Raw genomic sequence first — 15,874 nt, 5'->3', positions numbered from 1 at the left:
TGAGTTATCCTTTATAAAACGGTCACTTTGAGATTATCAGCTTCCATTTGAGTAAAATATTTTAACGTTTTAACTTTAAGATCATCTGTGCTTGGTTCATCACAAACAATAATCGAAGCTGGATGCATTTGTAAAGCAGTTACAGTCCAAAGATGATTAACAGAACCTTCAACACCTGCTTGTAACGCCAAGCTCTTATTATGACCACAAACTAATAAAATGACTTCTTGTGCGTCCATTAAAGTCGCTACACCAATGGTAAGCGCATGTTTTGGTACTTGATTTTTATCGTTATTAAAAAAACGAGAATTAGCAATACGCGTATCTTCAGTTAAGGTTTTAATTCGTGTTCTTGAACAGAGCGAAGATCCCGGTTCATTAAACGCAATATGTCCATCTTGACCAACACCACCAACAAAGATATTAATTTTGCCATAAGCTTTAATTTTAGCTTCATATTGGCGACATTCTTCATCAATATCAGCAGCGTTACCATTAAGTATATGGATGTTATTTTTATCAATATCAATATGATTGAAGAAATTATCGTACATAAAAGTGTGATAACTTTGTGGGTGATCTTCCGGCAGCCCTACATATTCATCCATATTAAAAGTAACCACATGCTTAAAACTGACATTACCAGCTTGATACTGTTTAATTAATTGTTGATACATTACTAACGGTGAACTACCGGTAGGCAAACCTAACAAAAATGGACGATCTGCTGTTGGTTTAAATTGGTTGATTTTATTAACAATACGTTTCGCCACCCAAGCGCCCACTTCTTGAGCATTTTGTAAAGGAATAAGTCTCATTAGATATCACCTCTTCTGATATAATTAAACAACTTCTTTTTTTTCTAAGTAAAATATGTTAGCTATATTTTACTATATTAAAGTAGCAATTCAAAAAAAATCGTGATTAAAATCACAAAAAACGAATAATTAATTTGCGAAGTAAAATAATATAGCATGAAATATAACTGGTTAATTTAATTTTACTTAAAGATGTCAAATTTAAGTACTTTTTTAGGTAATTCACCTATTAAATATATGGGGTAACAATTTATGGGAATTTTAGCATATTTGCAGCGTATCGGACGCTCATTAATGGTACCAGTGGCAGTACTACCTGCAGCAGCAATACTGATGGGTATTGGTCATTGGATCAAGAGCGTTGGAGGAAATAGTGTTGTTGCTACGTTTTTACTCCAATCAGGTGGTGCAATTATTGATAATATGCCAATCCTTTTTGCAATCGGGGTGGCTTATGGAATGTCGAAAGATAAAGATGGCGCAGCGGCACTAGCTGGTTTAGTTGGTTTTTTAATTATTACCACACTATTATCACCAACTGCAGTTGCTCTTTTCCAAGGAATCGACACCAGTGTAACAGATTGGCAAAAGCAAATATCACCAGCCTATGCAAAAATTAACAATCAATTTATTGGGATTTTAGTTGGTATCATTGCGGCTGAATTATACAATCGCTTTAGTGCCGTTGAATTACATAAAGCATTAGCTTTTTTCAGTGGTAAACGTTTAGTGCCAATTATTGTTTCCATTGTAATGTTATTTGTTTCGGTGGTGTTATATTTTATCTGGCCAATTGTATTTAGCTCATTAGTATCATTTGGTGAATGGATTAAAAACTTAGGCTCTGTTGGTGCCGGTATTTATGGCTTCTTCAATCGTTTATTAATCCCGGTAGGCTTGCACCATGCTCTTAACTCCGTGTTCTGGTTTGACGTTGCTGGTATTAACGACATTCCGTATTTCTTAGGTGGACAAGAATCGATTGATGCCGGTAAAGCTACTATAGGTATTACTGGCCGTTATCAAGCTGGTTTCTTCCCGATTATGATGTTTGGTTTACCGGGTGCCGCATTAGCTATTTACCATACCGCGAAAAAAGGCAATAAAGATAAAACCGCTTCAATTATGTTAGCAGCTTCTTTTGCCGCTTTCTTCACTGGTATAACCGAGCCATTAGAATTTGCCTTTATGTTTGTGGCACCAATACTTTACGTTATTCATGCTGTTTTAACCGGAATTTCGCTATTTATTGCCGCTACTTTACAATGGATATCAGGCTTTGCATTTAGTGCCGGGTTAATTGATATGTTGCTACAATCACGCAATCCACTAGCAGTACATTGGTACATGTTAATCCTACAAGGTTTAGTGTTCTTTGTGGTTTACTATGTAGTCTTCCGCTTTGTGATTGTCAAATTCAATCTTAAAACACCTGGTCGTGAAGATGATGATACATCAGCGACAGCAACTCAAGAATCTAAAGCAACAGCAACTGTAACTGATATAGCTAAACTGGCTCAACAATATATAGCTGTTATTGGTGGTAAACAAAATTTAACTAATATTGATTCTTGTATCACTCGTTTACGCCTAAATGTTAATGATTCCGATCTTATTGATGAACAAGCTGCTAAAGCCCTTGGCGCCATGGCGGTAATTAAATTAGGTAAGACGGGTGTGCAAATTGTGGTGGGGCAACAAGCGGAAAAGATCGCTGATCACATGAAAAAATTAGTTTAATTAAATTAAAAATTATTCAATTAAATTTATAATCCACGTTATTAATCAACTGAGCTGAAAAAAATAGCGTGGATTAATTATTTAATCCCTCGCTATTTTGATAAACAATCTATAATTACTTCTAATTATCCTTTCTTAATTTAACTAAGATCTTACCACCTAGCTAAAATAATGAACTAATCACTTCATAAATTAACTGCAGATTTAAAATTACCAATGAAACCGTGGCTAACCAACCTAAGATAATAGTCAGCTTACAGTTAACAAATTCCCCCATCACTTTCTTGCTAGAAGTTACTAATATTAAAGGAACCATTGATATAGGTAAGGCTACACTTAAAAATACTTGAGTGTATATCAATAAGTTTTCTACGATACTTTCCCTGTCGCCCCATATCCAGATGCATAAAATAACAGGAGTTACTGCTAATCCTCGACTGACAAGCCTTCTTGCCCACAGTGGTATGGAGAAGTTTATAAATCCTTCCATCACAATCTGCCCAGTCAAAGTACCTGTGATAGTGGCATTCTGGCCTGATGCCAACAAAGCCACTGCAAATAAGGTAGCCATGATTGAACTCGCTACCGGACCAACCATTTGTGGATCTTTTAAAGCATCATAAAGTTGTGTGAAGCGACCAAGATCATCCGGATCATTACCAAAAAATAGTGACGCACCGAGGATTAGTAATAAACAATTGATAATAAATGAAAATGACAATTGTACATTAGAATCAATCGTTGCATATTTAATCGCATCTTTTAGACTTGCGGTTTTCTTCCTATCATATTTTCTGGTTTGCACAATAGATGAGTGCAGGTAGAGATTATGTGGCATAACTGTCGCACCAACAATACCAAGTGCTATAACCAGTGCTGAGTCATGACCTTTAATTGATGCGGTGAAAATATCTATTCTTGGAATAAAGCCATTAATGACCTCACTCATTTCAGGTGATGCCCTTAAAACCTCATAGGTAAATATAATAAAGATAGTGGCAATTAAGCAAAATACGATCGCTTCTATTTTTCTAAAGCCAAACTGCATAAGTAATAACAGAATAATTACATCAAATACCGTTAATAACACACCTATTAATAATGGGATATCAAATAACAGATTTAATGCTACCGCACTACCAATAACTTCAGCTATTTCGGTGGCTATAATAGCCAATTCTGTCGATATCCATAAACAAAAAGAGACTTTCTTACCTACCATCGCCTTGGTTGCTTGAGCTAAATCCATACCAGTGACGACACCTATTTTTACACACATAGCTTGCAGCAGCATAGCAATTAAGCTCGATATTAATATAACTGATAACAGTAAATAACTATAAAGTGCGCCGCCTTGTATAGAAGTGATCCAATTACCTGGATCCATATAACCTACGGCAACTAATGCTCCCGGACCAGAATAAGCCCAAAGTTTTCGAAAAAAACCAGACTGATGATCCGGAATACGCACAGTATTATTTATTTCTTCAAGGCTAATTGTCGATGTTTTTAACATAACTAAAATCTCTTTGTTAAATGTAATTAATGGTATTCTAATGATAATGAGAATCATTATCAATAAAATAATTCAATTATTTTTAACATTTTTACACCAAATTTATTGGATAACATGATATCAAGCAGAAAAAAATAAACAGATTGATTATAACAATATAAGGTATAGGTAATGATGATAAGAGATTTTTACTGAATAAAATTCATACAAATTTCTTTTTTCTGGAATAGCTGTGTAATATAATTTGCGCTCATTTTAACGCTAACATAGGAAACAGCCTTTATGTTTGGAAATAAAACTAATCGTCAGATTATTATTTGGACAACAATTATTGGTGGATTCATTAGTGCATTAGTTAAATGGGGTTCAGAAGTTAACATGCCGCCCCGAGTACCCGGTGAAATTTCACCACCGGCAGCGCACATTGATGCGTGGCTGGGTTGGTTAGGCATTAATTCTCATTCCTTGGATTATGTTTATCAAACCGCTATTGTTTCAGGTGCCGTGACTCTTTATCACTGGTTGTTTAGTTTTGCGTTTGCTTTTGTGTATGTCTTTATTGCATATTTTTGGAATAAAATCCGACTATGGTATGGTGCATTTTATGGCATTATTATTACCATCGCTATGCATGGTTTTTTAATTCCTTTATTTGGTTTTCGCCATCCGGCATATGATGCCCCTGGTGTAGTTGGTTGGTTATGGAATTTGAACGGTTATGAACTATGGAGTGAAATTTTAGGGCATATTTATTGGGGTGTATCTATTGAAATTTGTATGATTGCGGTTCTTGCCCATTTTTCACGGCCAATTCATGGTGAATGGCGTCAATAGATTAGTATACATTATAATAAATTAATATTAGATCCTTCTATATCAACTAAATATAGAAGGATTTTTTTATCAAAAAATCGTGCCAAATAACCATATCTTCAATAACAACTTTTGATAAGAACTATATTTAACATATATTCAGACTTATATTAAATTGATATATAAAAAAACTATAACAGTTAATAAAAAATGAGAATTATTCAATAACATTTTTTTTTGTTATCTTCTTTATTACTAAAAAAGTGATAAAAGGAAACAAAAATGAATACTGCTGTTATTGGATATCCTCGTGTTGGTAAACTGCGTGAACTTAAATTTGCTACCGAAGCTTATTTTAAAGGCAATAAAACCCAAGCTGAATTATTAGCTGAAGCTAAGGCTTTACGTGCCGAACATTTACAACAACAAGCTGCACAGAAAATTGCATTTATTTCATCTAATGACTTTTCATTTTATGATGCAGTATTAGATACCACTTGTTTACTTAATGTTATTCCTAAACGTTACCAAGATTTAGGTTTACCTGAACTTGATCGTTATTTTGCCATGGCACGCGGTTATCAAGGTGATAAAGGTGATGTGCGCGCATTAGCGATGAAAAAATGGTTTAATACCAATTATCACTATTTAGTGCCTGAAATTGAAGATTCTGTACAAATTAAACTCACCGGCACGAAGCCTTTTGATGAATATCAAGAAGCAAAAGCTCTAGGTATACAAACCAAACCGGTGGTTATCGGCGCATTAACCTTTTTCAAATTAGCCCAGTATTTAGGTAACAAACAGTTTGCTGATTTTAAAGCAGATATTATTAAAGCTTATCAAGATATCATTCAAAAATTCACCTCACTTGGGGCTGAGTGGATTCAGATTGATGAACCAATTTTAGTCACTGATCTCAATAAAGATGATCTCGCGCTATTTACTGAACTGTATCAAGCTATTTTAACTGTTAAAGGTAATACTAAAGTAGTGTTACAAACCTATTTTGGTGATGTGCGCGACTGCTATCAAGAACTAGTGGCTTTACCATTTGATGGTATTGGTCTTGATTTTGTTGAAGGTAAACAGTCATTAAACTTACTTAAAAATAATGGTTTCCCAGCTAACAAAGTACTATTTGCTGGGGTGGTAAATGGCAAAAATATTTGGAAAAACAATTACCAAAAAACCTTAGCGTTATTAAATCAAATTAAGCAAAACGCTGAAAAAATTGTTATTAATACGTCTTGTTCATTATTACATGTACCATACACTTTACAAAATGAGACCAAACTCACTATTCAGCAACGCGCATACTTTGCTTTTGCGCAAGAAAAACTGCAAGAACTTGCTGAACTGGGTCAATTGTTTAATGACACCAATCCTGATAACAATGCAGCTTATAAAGCTAATCAAACGCTATTTACCCGTGAACGTGAAGGTGCCAATCAAAACGTTCGTCAAAAAGTCGCAGCTTTAAAAGAGTCTGATTTTACCCGCTTACCTGAGTTTTCTGTACGTGAAGCCACACAGAAACAAGCATTTAATTTACCATTATTACCAACCACTACTATTGGTTCATTCCCACAAACTCCGGATGTACGTTTAAATCGTGCTAAATTCAAAAAAGGGGAAATTTGCCTGAATGAATATACTGAATTTAACAAACAGAAAATTGCCCAGTGCATTAAATTACAAGAACAAATCGGTATTGATGTATTAGTTCACGGCGAATTTGAACGTAATGATATGGTGGAATATTTTGGTGAAAGCCTAAATGGTTTTGTATTTACAGAAAAAGCATGGGTACAATCTTATGGTACTCGTTGCGTTAAGCCACCTATTGTTTGGGGTGATATCTCACGCTCAAAACCAATTACTGTTGCCTATTCACAATATGCGCAAAGCCTAACTAATAAACCAGTTAAAGGCATGCTAACCGGACCGGTAACTATTCTTAACTGGTCGTTCCCACGTGAAGATATTTCACAAAAAGAATCGGTATTCCAAATTGCTTTAGCTATTGGTGACGAAGTATTAGATCTGGAAGCTGCAGGTATCAAGATCATCCAAATTGATGAAGCGGCACTCAAAGAAAAACTACCACTGCGTAAAGCAGATTGGAATAGTGAATACCTTGATTGGGCAATTCCGGCATTCAGATTAGTGCACAGTAAAGTGCAAGCTGATACCCAAATCCACACCCATATGTGTTATAGCGAATTTGCTGACATTATCAAGGATATTGATGCAATGGATGCTGATGTGATCTCGTTTGAAGCATCACGTTCTAACTTGCAATTAATCGACGTGCTTAAAGCCAATAATTTTAAAACTGAAGTTGGTCCTGGTGTATATGATATTCACTCACCACGCGTACCGCCAGTTGCTGAAATTAAAGCCACAATTGAGAAGTTACTTGCCAAAATTGAAAAACAAAAATTGTGGATCAATCCAGATTGTGGTTTAAAAACCCGTGGTGAGAAAGAAGTGGTCGAAAGTTTACAACACTTGGTGCAAGCAACTTTAGAAGTGAGAAAAACACTTAGTTAATGCTGTTTCACTAACAAGCATAACTATTGTTATGCCTTATGTTACCGTCATCTTGTCGATGACGGTAACCTTGATAAGGAAAATAGTAGATCTAAAGGGTGATAGACAATGAAAACCAATCAACTATTTAATAAAAAAACGGTGTTTTCCTTTGAGGTTTTCCCCCCGAAAAGAACATCGCCCCTAGAGACCATTTATAGCACCTTACGTGAACTTGGTTACTTTAAACCTGATTTTATCAGTGTAACTTATGGTGCGGGTGGTAGTTTAAATGGGCAAACGACAATTGATATTGCCCATGCAGTTAAATATACCTATGGTATTGAAAGTGTGGCTCATTTACCCGGCATTAATTTTAGTAAAGTTGAAATGCAGAAAATCCTCGCCGATTTAAAATGTGCGGGTATTGATAATGTACTCGCATTGCGTGGCGATATTAGTCCTAATGTTGAACCTAAAAATGATTTTAGGTTTGCGAGTGAACTAGTGACTTTTATTAAAGAAAATGGTGATTTTAACATTATTGGCGCCTGTTACCCCGAAGGTCACCTTGAAGCGCCAACACTGAAACAAGATCTGATTCACCTAAAAGAAAAAGTCAATGCAGGAACCGATCAATTAATTTCGCAATTATTTTTCGATAATGACTACTTTTTTGCTTTTTTAGACAAAGCCCATGACATGGGTATTAATGTGCCGATTGAAGCGGGAATTATGCCGGTTACCAATAAAAATCAAATAGAACGCATGGTTTCTATGTGTGGTGTGAATTTACCCAAAAAATTCAAGCAAATAATGGAAAAATATGAACACCACCCTGATGCTTTTCGTGATGCTGGCATCGCCTATGCTATTGATCAGATTGTTGATTTAATATCTCAAAATGTGGATGGTATTCATTTATACACAATGAATAACAGCTATATTGCTAGACGCATTAATGAGGCGGTATCGACATTATTGGAAATACCCAAAGCACAATAAATGATATTCAATAACTTAAGATAGGATAAATATTCGGTTTGAATTGGTTGCGGGGGCTGGATTTGAACCAACGACCTTCGGGTTATGAGCCCGACGAGCTACCAAGCTGCTCCACCCCGCGTCAGAGAGGCCGCTATAATATAGCAATTAAATAATAAAGCAATACCTGTTTTGAATAAAATTGAAATATTTTTTAAAATATATAAAAAATACACCTGACTAGTGATATACAAATTTGTTATTCCTTAACCACTAATTGTTGTTGAATCCCTAGCTTTTCAATGCCTAAACGCACCTTTTGTTCTGCTTTTAAAAATACCGGTTCGGGTTTAATACCAAGACCAACCCCCGGAGGTGTACCGGTGGAAATAATGTCACCAGGTTGTAAACTCATAAATTGGCTGACATAGCTAATGATCTGTTTGACATTAAAAATCATGTTACTGGTATTACTATGTTGATAACGTTTACCGTCAACTTCTAACCATAATTCGAGCTGTTGTGGATCGCTAATTTCATCGGTAGTCACTAGCCAAGGACCAATAGGTCCAAAACTATCACAACCTTTGCCTTTGTCCCAAGTTCCACCACGATTTTGTTGATAATCTCGTTCAGAAATATCATTAACCACGCAATAGCCTGCAACATAAGATAATGCATCTTGCTCTTGAATATATTTACCTTCTTTTCCTATAACAATACCTAGTTCTACTTCCCAATCGGTATGAGTCGAACCTCGAGGTAATACAATATTATCATTAGGGCCACTAATAGCACTGGTCCATTTATTGAAAATAACCGGTTCTTTAGGAATTGCGGCACCGGTTTCTTTAGCATGATCGATATAGTTCAAACCAATACAAATAAATTTACCCACTTTACCGACACAAGGGGCAATCCGTTGAGGATGACTAATTATCGGTAACGTATTAATATCGATTTGATTAATTTTTTTAAGCACATTATCAGCTAAAGTTTCGGCATCGATGTCGGCGATTACCGCACTTAGATCGCGCAGTTGATCTTTATCATCTAAGATGGCTGGTTTTTCATGACCTTTTAAACCATAACGCAGTAATCGCATAATGCTCTCCTTTAAATCATCTAATCAAATTCATAGTAATTTATAAAGTTCCTGTAATGGTATAACGGTTTTAGCGGGATCGCAATCTAACGCCGCCGTAGTCGCATAAGCAGCATTCATGGTTGTATCGTAGTGCACTTTATATTGAATGGCACTACGACGTAAAATTTTCGAAGCTTCAATGGCGGCACGACCTGACGTAGTATTAAGAATATAGCTGTATTCCCCATTTTTAATATGATCATGAATATTTGGTCGCCCTTCATTTTCTTTTTTGACAATTTGACAGTTTATTCCGGCTTGTTGTAAGACTGTGGCAGTGCCTGCAGTCGCGTCAAGAGTAAACCCATGGGCAATTAATTGCTTAGCGACTTCGATCAAACGAATTTTGTCCTGATCACGAACGGATAATAACGCTTTCCCTGATTTTTTCATGTTGGATAAGCTTGCTAATTGTGCTTTAGCAAAAGCTTCGGCGAACGTTTTGCCAATGCCCATAACTTCACCAGTTGAACGCATTTCCGGCCCTAAAATTGGATCGACACCACTAAATTTATTAAATGGTAGTACGACTTCTTTTACTGAATAATAAGGTGGAATAACCTCTTTGGTTACCTGTTGTTTAGCGAGTGATTGCCCTGTCATTACCCGTGCAGCAATCTTGGCTAATGGCAAACCGGTAGCTTTGGAAACAAAAGGAACGGTACGAGCAGCACGAGGATTAATTTCAATCAAGTAAATATCATTGCCTTTAACCGCAAATTGACCATTCATTAACCCTTTTACATTCAGTTCAAGTGCTAATTGCTTAGCTTGTTCACGTAATCTAGTTAGAATATCAGGATTTAATGTATGTGTGGGTAGTGAGCAAGCTGAATCTCCGGAATGGATCCCCGCTTGTTCTATATGTTCCATAATTCCGCCAATTACGATGTGCTCACCATCAGCGATCACGTCAATGTCGATTTCAATCGCATCATCTAAAAAGTGATCGAGCAATACCGGCGCATTATTTGATTCACTTACCGCCGTTTTAAAATAACGCTTTAAATCTTGCTCGTTATAGACAATTTCCATTGCTCGACCACCCAGAACATAAGAAGGACGAACGACTAATGGATAGCCTATTTTTTCGGCTTTGATAACAGCTTCATCAATATCAGTCACAGTGGCATTGACTGGCTGTTTTAATTGCAATTTATCGACAATAGCTTGAAAGCGTTTACGATCTTCAGCTTTATCAATGGCATCTGGAGATGTGCCTATAATTGGTAAACCGGCACTTTCTAAGGCTCGAGCTAATTTAAGCGGAGTTTGTCCGCCATATTGCACTATCACACCATCAGGTTTTTCGACATGGGCAATTTCCAGTACATCTTCAAGCGTAACCGGTTCAAAATAGAGCCGGTCAGAGGTATCATAATCAGTAGACACCGTCTCAGGATTACAGTTAACCATAATGGTTTCAAAACCATCTTCACGTAGTGCTAATGCAGCATGTACGCAACAATAGTCAAATTCAATGCCTTGTCCTATTCGATTCGGACCACCACCTAGAATCATGATTTTTGGTCGTTTAAACTGTGGCTGTGCCTCGCACTCCTCTTCGTAAGTCGAATATAAATAAGCAGTGTCGGTTGCAAACTCTGCGGCACAAGTATCAACCCGTTTATAAACCGGATGAATATTATATTGAGAGCGTAAATTACGTACTGATTGTTCATCGGTATTAAGTAATTTAGCAATGCGTTGATCGGAAAAACCTTTGCGTTTAATCTGCCATAATATTTCTTTATTCAAACTAGTAATTGATTGCTGTTTGAGTTCATTTTCGACATTAACTAACTCTTCAATTTGGACTAAAAACCAACGATCAATATTGGTTAATAAAAATATCTCATCTAAAGCTAAACCTGCTCTAAAAGCATCGGCAATATACCAAATTCGCTCTGCGCCGGCGTCTTGTAATTCATAACGGATCTTGGTGATATTCTTTTCATTAGTATAATCATCAATTTTGGGATCCAATCCACAGGCACCGACTTCAAGTCCACGTAGTGCTTTTTGTAGCGATTCTTGAAAAGTTCGACCAATCGCCATGACTTCACCCACTGACTTCATTTGTGTGGTTAAGCGATCATTACAACCAGCAAATTTTTCAAAATTAAAGCGCGGAATTTTAGTGACCACATAATCAATAGATGGTTCAAATGAGGCCGGAGTTTTGCCTCCAGTAATGTCATTACTAAGCTCGTCAAGTGTATATCCTACCGCTAATTTAGCCGCTATTTTGGCAATAGGGAATCCTGTTGCTTTAGAGGCCAAAGCCGACGAACGTGATACCCGAGGATTCATCTCAATAACAATTAATCGTCCGGTTTTAGGATCAACCGAGAATTGTACGTTGGATCCTCCGGTTTCTACGCCAATTTCACGTAATACTGCAATAGATGCATTACGCATGATTTGGTATTCTTTATCGGTTAGGGTTTGGGCTGGAGCAACAGTAATTGAGTCACCAGTATGAATTCCCATTGGATCGAAGTTTTCAATTGAGCACACAATAATACAGTTATCGTTTTTATCCCTCACTACTTCCATTTCGTACTCTTTCCAACCAATCAATGATTCATCAATTAATAGTTCATTGGTCGGTGAAAGATCGAGCCCTCGTGTACAAATTTCTTCAAACTCTTCGGTATTATAAGCAATACCACCACCAGTTCCCCCCATTGTGAATGACGGACGAATAATACAAGGGAAGCCGACTAATTCAAGTACTGAATAAGCTTCTTTTAGTGAATGAGCAATACCAGAACGCGCGGTTTCAAGACCTATTTTTTTCATTGCTTGGTCAAAACGTTTGCGATCTTCGGCTTTATCAATGGCATCGGCGGTGGCACCAATCATTTCAACATTAAATTGTTTTAATATTCCCTTATTTTCTAGTTCTAAGGCACAATTTAAAGCAGTTTGCCCACCCATAGTGGGTAAGATAGCATCAGGGCGTTCTTTTTCGATAATTCTACGTACTGTTGACCAATGAATGGGTTCAATATAAGTTGCATCAGCCATTTCCGGATCGGTCATGATAGTAGCCGGATTTGAATTAACTAAAATCACGCGATAGCCTTCTTCGCGTAATGCTTTACATGCCTGAGCGCCTGAATAATCAAATTCACATGCTTGACCAATAACAATCGGGCCGGCGCCAATAATTAAAATACTGTTGATATCTGTTCGCTTAGCCATGGTTATTGCTCCTGCTTATAAATTTTAATTAATTCAATAAAGTGATCGAAAAGGGGGGCAGCATCGTGTGGACCTGGACTGGCTTCTGGATGGCCTTGAAAGCTAAAGGCTGGCTTTTCATTATGATGAATACCTTGCAGTGAGCCGTCGAACAATGATTTATGTGTAGCTCGTAAATGAGCAGGTAAACTATTTTCATCCACAGCGAAACCATGATTTTGGGCAGTGATCATCACGCGATTGTTCTCAAGAACTTTAACCGGATGATTACCACCATGATGACCAAATTTCATTTTTACCGTTTTGGCACCACAAGCGAGTGCCAATAACTGATGTCCCAAACAAATTCCAAATACCGGAACATTTGTGGTTAAAAACTGTTTAATAGCATCAATGGCATAAGTACAAGGTGCCGGATCGCCCGGGCCATTTGATAAAAAAATACCATCAGGGTTCAATGCAAACACTTCTTCAGCACTGGTTTTTGCAGGTACAACGGTTAATTTACAACCACGGGCAACTAGCATACGCAAAATATTGCGTTTTACCCCAAAATCATAAGCCACCACATGGTAAGGTAATTCACTTTCTGCTTTAGGTTTTGATAGTTCGTGTTGCCTGGTCCATAAACCCTGCGTCCAACTATAACTTTGCTTACACGTTACTTGTTTAGCTAAATCTAGCCCTTTTAAACCTTTAAAATTGTTAGCTTGCTGTTTGGCAGACTCGGCTTGTGCCAATAAGTAATCTTTATCGCTCGCGGTAATAATAACACCATGTTGCGCCCCTTTCTCTCGCAAAATACGGGTTAAACGGCGGGTATCAATATCAGCAATGGCTACCACCTTATGTTGTTTTAAATAACTAGATAGATCTAACTCACTACGGTAATTACTCGCTAATAACGGCAAATCTCGAACAATGAGTCCCTTAACATAAACTTGAGCTGATTCGGCATCAGCATCATTAGTACCTACATTACCAATATGTGGATAAGTTAAAGTAACCATTTGTTCGGCATAAGAAGGGTCAGTTAAAATTTCTTGATAGCCAGTCATAGAAGTATTAAACACCACTTCTCCAACAGTTTGGCCATCAGTACCAATTGATTTACCGATAAATTGTGAACCATCTTGTAACATAAGGAGGGCATAAGTGTGCATAATTTACAATACCTTTGAATAACAAATCAATAAATATGAATAAAAATTCATGTAGACTTGTAGTTGAAGATGTAATATTTGGGCATTTTATTACAATTTTTTAAACAAAAAAAGCATTATTATAAAAATTAATTTAATAATTAAGTCTAATTTTTGAGATTTTTTAAAAGTTAACACTAAAGATTATCTATTTGGTTATGTTTAACTTGAATTTGCATAATTATTCAAATAAAATTATAGAAATATTTATAGTTCTTGGGAGCAAATTATGTACGGTTTTTATCAGCGCCACTTTTTACGCTTACTCGATTTTACCCCTACCGAAATTAATCAATTAATCGAGCTGGCAATCAAACTAAAACAAGCCAAACAGCAAGGTACGGAACAGAAATATCTTACGGGCAAAAACATCGCCTTAATTTTTGAAAAGGATTCTACGCGTACTCGTTGTGCTTTTGAAGTTGGTGCTTTTGATCAAGGTGCTTGCGTTACTTATTTAGGACCAAGTGGTAGTCAAATTGGCCATAAAGAATCGATTGCCGATACCGCACGGGTATTGGGACGAATGTATGACGGTATTGAGTACCGCGGTTATGGGCAAAATATTGTGGAAACATTGGCAAAATATGCTGGTGTGCCAGTTTGGAATGGCTTAACTACTGAAGCTCACCCAACACAAATTTTAGCTGATTTTATGACTATGCAAGAACATATTGACGAGCGGGAACTTAAATCTGTTAAGTTTGCTTATTTAGGTGATGCACGTAATAACATGGGCAATTCATTGATGGAAGGTGCCGCCTTAATGGGCATGGAAATACGTTTAGTCGCCCCTAAAGCATGCCAACCGGAAGCCGATCTTGTACAAAAGTGTCAAGCAATAGCCAAAACCACAGGAGCAAAAATCATCCTAACCGAGGATGTGACGACTGGTGTTAAAGATGTAGATTTTTTATATACTGATGTTTGGGTGTCAATGGGTGAACCTAAACAAGTATGGGATGAACGGGTTAAGTTATTAACGCCTTATCAAGTTAATCAGAATGTCATTAAACTGACTAATAATCCAAAGGTAAAATTTATGCATTGTTTACCGGCTTTTCATGATATGAATACCACTGTGGGTAAACAAATGGCAACACAATATGGTTTAGCTAATGGGCTGGAAGTAACCGACGAGGTTTTCGAATCCCAGCACAGTATTGTATTTGATGAAGCGGAAAATAGACTGCATACTATCAAAGCAGTAATGGTTGCAACCTTAAGTAAAGACGCATAATATACCTGCCAATCAGAAAATACTCAGCTAATATGTATTTTCTTCACGCTTATGCCGATATAAAGTCGGCATAATAATATCGTTTTAGTTAGCAAAATAGACCAAAATGACAAAACAAGATCGCAACAAAGGTTTTAAAAAATACCTTAAACTAAGCAATCCCATTCATTTATTAGCCGTTGGTTTGGGTAGCGGTATGTCACCAATAATGCCTGGTACGACGGGATCATTAATGGCGATTGTATTTTGGTGGTTATTTTATGGTTTAGAACCTGCTTTGTATTGGGTGCTTATTATTGTCGCTTTTGTATTTGGTTGCTTTTTATGCCAAAAAACCTCAGATGATACCCATACCCACGATTCCGGACATATTGTTTGGGATGAATTTGTCGGCATGTGGATCACCCTATTTTTTATCCCGCAAGTTTCGCTAAGTTGGATTGCTATTGCCTTTATTGCTTTTAGAATATTTGATATGGCAAAACCATGGCCAATTCGCTGGTTTGATAAAAAAGTACCCGGAGGTTTTGGCATTATGATTGATGATGTCATAGCGGCTATTTTTTCATCCACCGCGGTTTGGATTCTAGCTAAAATAATTACTTTCTAATTTTAGCTGCCTTGCTTTAATTAACTGCTCTTATTATTTAATTCGACGCAAAAACATGT

At 36.7% G+C, this 15,874-nt stretch carries 11 protein-coding genes and 1 tRNA gene; 6 read left to right on the top strand and 6 right to left on the bottom strand.

Annotated elements, in window-relative coordinates; translation table 11 throughout:
* Window positions 1-11: 11 nt before the first annotated feature.
* The gene (nagB, locus tag A9G13_RS00335; RefSeq protein WP_065555649.1) at window positions 12-818 is read right to left on the bottom strand and encodes a glucosamine-6-phosphate deaminase; all 807 of its coding nucleotides are present in this window, start codon (window positions 816-818) and stop codon (window positions 12-14) included.
* Between the two features lie 252 nt (window positions 819-1,070).
* On the opposite strand from nagB, the gene nagE reads away from it, so the two are divergent.
* Window positions 1,071-2,558: an N-acetylglucosamine-specific PTS transporter subunit IIBC gene (nagE, locus tag A9G13_RS00330; RefSeq protein WP_065555648.1), complete on the top strand. Its 1,488-nt coding sequence runs from the start codon at window positions 1,071-1,073 to the stop codon at window positions 2,556-2,558.
* 163 nt (window positions 2,559-2,721) lie between these two features.
* Here nagE and A9G13_RS00325 read toward each other — a convergent pair whose 3' ends face one another.
* A complete protein-coding gene (locus A9G13_RS00325; RefSeq protein WP_065555647.1) occupies window positions 2,722-4,074 on the bottom strand; it encodes an Nramp family divalent metal transporter in 1,353 nt (450 codons plus the stop codon).
* Window positions 4,075-4,356: 282 nt separating this feature from the next.
* On the opposite strand from A9G13_RS00325, the gene A9G13_RS00320 reads away from it, so the two are divergent.
* The 3 genes from A9G13_RS00320 (at window position 4,357) to metF (ending at window position 8,427) form a co-directional block, all read left to right on the top strand.
* A complete protein-coding gene (locus A9G13_RS00320) occupies window positions 4,357-4,908 on the top strand; it encodes a DUF1440 domain-containing protein (protein ID WP_065555646.1) in 552 nt (183 codons plus the stop codon).
* 261 nt (window positions 4,909-5,169) lie between these two features.
* Window positions 5,170-7,443: a 5-methyltetrahydropteroyltriglutamate--homocysteine S-methyltransferase gene (gene metE, locus A9G13_RS00315; protein ID WP_065555645.1), complete on the top strand. Its 2,274-nt coding sequence runs from the start codon at window positions 5,170-5,172 to the stop codon at window positions 7,441-7,443.
* 108 nt (window positions 7,444-7,551) lie between these two features.
* Window positions 7,552-8,427, top strand: coding sequence for a methylenetetrahydrofolate reductase [NAD(P)H] (metF, locus tag A9G13_RS00310; protein WP_065555644.1), 876 nt, complete (start codon window positions 7,552-7,554; stop codon window positions 8,425-8,427).
* A gap of 44 nt (window positions 8,428-8,471) precedes the next feature.
* On the opposite strand, the gene A9G13_RS00305 is transcribed toward metF, so the two are convergent.
* From A9G13_RS00305 to carA, 4 genes are all read right to left on the bottom strand, one after another.
* Window positions 8,472-8,548, bottom strand: a tRNA-Met gene (locus A9G13_RS00305).
* A gap of 117 nt (window positions 8,549-8,665) precedes the next feature.
* The gene (locus A9G13_RS00300) at window positions 8,666-9,511 is read right to left on the bottom strand and encodes a fumarylacetoacetate hydrolase family protein (RefSeq protein ID WP_065555643.1); all 846 of its coding nucleotides are present in this window, start codon (window positions 9,509-9,511) and stop codon (window positions 8,666-8,668) included.
* Between the two features lie 30 nt (window positions 9,512-9,541).
* Window positions 9,542-12,763 (bottom strand): carbamoyl-phosphate synthase large subunit, encoded by a 3,222-nt coding sequence (carB, locus tag A9G13_RS00295; protein WP_065555642.1) that lies wholly within the window; start codon window positions 12,761-12,763, stop codon window positions 9,542-9,544.
* Between the two features lie 2 nt (window positions 12,764-12,765).
* Window positions 12,766-13,926, bottom strand: coding sequence for a glutamine-hydrolyzing carbamoyl-phosphate synthase small subunit (gene carA / locus A9G13_RS00290; protein ID WP_065555641.1), 1,161 nt, complete (start codon window positions 13,924-13,926; stop codon window positions 12,766-12,768).
* 268 nt (window positions 13,927-14,194) lie between these two features.
* On the opposite strand from carA, the gene argF reads away from it, so the two are divergent.
* Window positions 14,195-15,205, top strand: a complete 1,011-nt coding sequence (gene argF, locus A9G13_RS00285; RefSeq protein WP_065555640.1) for an ornithine carbamoyltransferase — start codon at window positions 14,195-14,197, stop codon at window positions 15,203-15,205.
* A 106-nt stretch (window positions 15,206-15,311) separates the two neighbouring features.
* Window positions 15,312-15,815: a phosphatidylglycerophosphatase A gene (locus A9G13_RS00280; RefSeq protein ID WP_065555639.1), complete on the top strand. Its 504-nt coding sequence runs from the start codon at window positions 15,312-15,314 to the stop codon at window positions 15,813-15,815.
* Window positions 15,816-15,874: the final 59 nt, after the last annotated feature.

The organism is Gilliamella sp. wkB178 (genome assembly GCF_001690705.1).
GTDB lineage: Bacteria > Pseudomonadota > Gammaproteobacteria > Enterobacterales > Orbaceae > Gilliamella > Gilliamella apicola_K.
Note: the sequence above shows the minus strand (reverse complement) of the source record. Positions and strands in the feature narration are given on the sequence as shown.